Here is a 2395-nt window from a genome sequence, read left to right as displayed (position 1 = left end):
GACCGACCCGACGGCCGCCGCCGGACCCGGCCCGGTCGCGCCGCCCACCGACGCGACCGCCGTCACCGTCGCGGCCGACGCCGTGACGACCGACGTCGCCACGGACCTGGCCGCCCCCTGGTCGGTCGTGCGACTCGACACCGGGTCGTCGTTCGTCAGCCTGCGCGACACCGGCACCGTGCTCGAACTGCTCGCCGACGGCAGCACGCGCGAGGCCGGCACCATCGGCGGGGTCGTGCACGAGGGCGAGGGCGGGTTGCTCGGCCTGGCCGTGCTCGCGGGGTCGCCGTCGTACCTCTACGCCTACGCCACCACCGCCGACGACAACCGCGTGGTGCGCGCGCCGATCACGGGTGAGGTCGGCTCGTACGGCCTGGGCGAGCAGGAGACGGTGATCACGGGCATCCCCAGGGCGAGCAACCACGACGGCGGCCGCATCGCGTTCGGCCCGGACGGGGCCCTGTACGTGACGACGGGCGACGCGAACCAGCGGCCGAACGCCCAGGACCCCGGCTCGCTCGGCGGAAAGGTGCTGCGTGCGACCGCGATCGGCGGCGTGCCCGACGACAACCCCGAACCCGGGTCGCTCGTCTACTCGCTCGGCCACCGCAACCCGCAGGGCATCGCCTGGGACGCCACCGGCGCCGCCTGGGCGGCCGAGTTCGGGCAGAACACCTACGACGAGCTCAACGCCCTCGAGCCCGGGGCGAACTACGGCTGGCCGGACGTCGAGGGGCGCGGCGACGTCGCGGGCTTCGCGGACCCGGTGCTGCAGTGGTCGACCGACGACGCCAGCCCGAGCGGCCTCACGGCGGTCGGCACGACGCTCTACCTGGCCGGGCTCGGCGGCGAGAAGCTGTTCGAGATCCAGGTGGCGCCCGGCTCCGAGGCCGTGCCGACCGAACTCTTCGCCGGCGACCGGTCGCTCGGCCGCATCCGCGACGTCCTGCCCGGTCCCGACGGCACCCTCTGGCTCGTGACGAACAACACGGACGGGCGCGGCACGCCGAGCGCCGGCGACGACCGCATCGTCAGCGTCCCCCTCACCCCGGCCCCCTGACCCGGCGGGCGCCACCGGAGGAGGCGCGGGCCGGGTTCCGCGCTCGACCCGAGGAGGCGCGGGCCGGGTTCCGCACACCGGCCCCGACACTCGCTCACACGCTGCGCGCCGCGCGGCCTGTTCGGGGGCCGGGCGGTTACCCTCGTACTCGATGAGCCAGCACGACCGACCCGACACGACAGCACCCGGCAGCGCCCGCCCCCAGACCGTGCCGCCGGGCTTCGCCGCGCCCGTCGTGCGCGGGACCGGTGGTGCCGGCGGCTTCGACCCCGTCAGCCTGCGCACGGCCGTCGACGTGCCCGTCGCCGAGGCCCGCCTCGCCGCCCTGGGCCAGAGCCGCAGCACCGCCGCCCTCGGCGAGCGCGCCGATCTGCTGCGCCTGCTCGGCCGCCTCGACGAGGCCCTGGCCATCGCCGAAGAGGCGTTCCGCCTGGCGCACTTCACCGGCGACCGGGCCGACTCGACGGCGGCCCGCATCCGACGGGCCCACATCTTCCGCGAGCAGGGCAAGCTCGACCGTGCACTGAACGACCTACACACCAGCCGCATCACGGCCGCCACCGAAGAATGGCGCGAGCTCGAGGCCGCCGCCGCCGAGCTCGAGGGCTACACGCTCTACGACCTCGGCCGCAACGAAGAGGCGCGCGAGACCCTGGCCAAGGCGCTCGAGGCGTACGAGGCGTCCGGTGCCCCGCGCGACCGGACGAACGGCCTCCGTGTCGCGATCGAGGGCGTCATGCGCGCCTACCTCAGCGACACCGGCCCGCAGCCACGACTCGAGGCCCCGGCCGTGGGTGACACGAACCCGGTGCCGCTCCAGCCCCTGACCGCCGCGCCGGCGCCGGCGTCGGCCCCGGCCCCGGCCCGACCCCAGGGCCGGACCCAGGTGCCGCGCTTCGACGGCATCGCCGCGCTCTACGGTGGTGCGCCCACGTCCGGGCCGGCGCCCGCTCCCGCCCCGGCTTCTGCTCCGGAGGTGCCCGCGGGCACCGCGTCCGCGGCCTCCGGCGAGGACGCAGGGGCCGACGTCGTCCCCGCCCGCCAGCCCATGGACGCCGCGCGCACCGCCGCGATCAGCTTCGACCCCGAGTCCATGCCCGACGAGGCCGCCGCGTCGCCGGTGGCCGAGGCCGCCGCCGCCCGCGCCGAGAAGGTCGCCGCGACGGCTCCGGCCGCACCACGCGACGGTGGGCTCTGGGGCAAGATCAGCCACCTCGCCGAGCGTGCCGCGGGTCACCGCGACCGCGACTCCGACGAGTTCGACGCCGAGCGGCGGGGCGACGCCGAGCGTCGCGGCGCCGACGAGGGCCGCACCGGGGACCGCCCCCGCACGGG

The 2395-nt window shown here is 76.8% G+C and carries 2 protein-coding genes; both read left to right on the top strand.

The genetic code is table 11. The features are described 5' to 3' along the window. On the top strand, nucleotides 1–1060 hold a 1060-nt coding region (locus tag IFT36_RS15790; protein WP_200413634.1), incomplete at its 5' end, for a PQQ-dependent sugar dehydrogenase. Between the two features lie 151 nt (nucleotides 1061–1211). After that, a partial coding sequence (locus IFT36_RS15785) for a hypothetical protein (protein ID WP_200413633.1) occupies nucleotides 1212–2395 on the top strand: 1184 nt, incomplete at its 3' end.

This window comes from Frigoribacterium sp. CFBP 13605 (assembly GCF_014839405.1).
In the GTDB taxonomy this organism is placed as follows: Bacteria; Actinomycetota; Actinomycetes; order Actinomycetales; family Microbacteriaceae; genus Frigoribacterium.
Note: the sequence above shows the minus strand (reverse complement) of the source record. Positions and strands in the feature narration are given on the sequence as shown.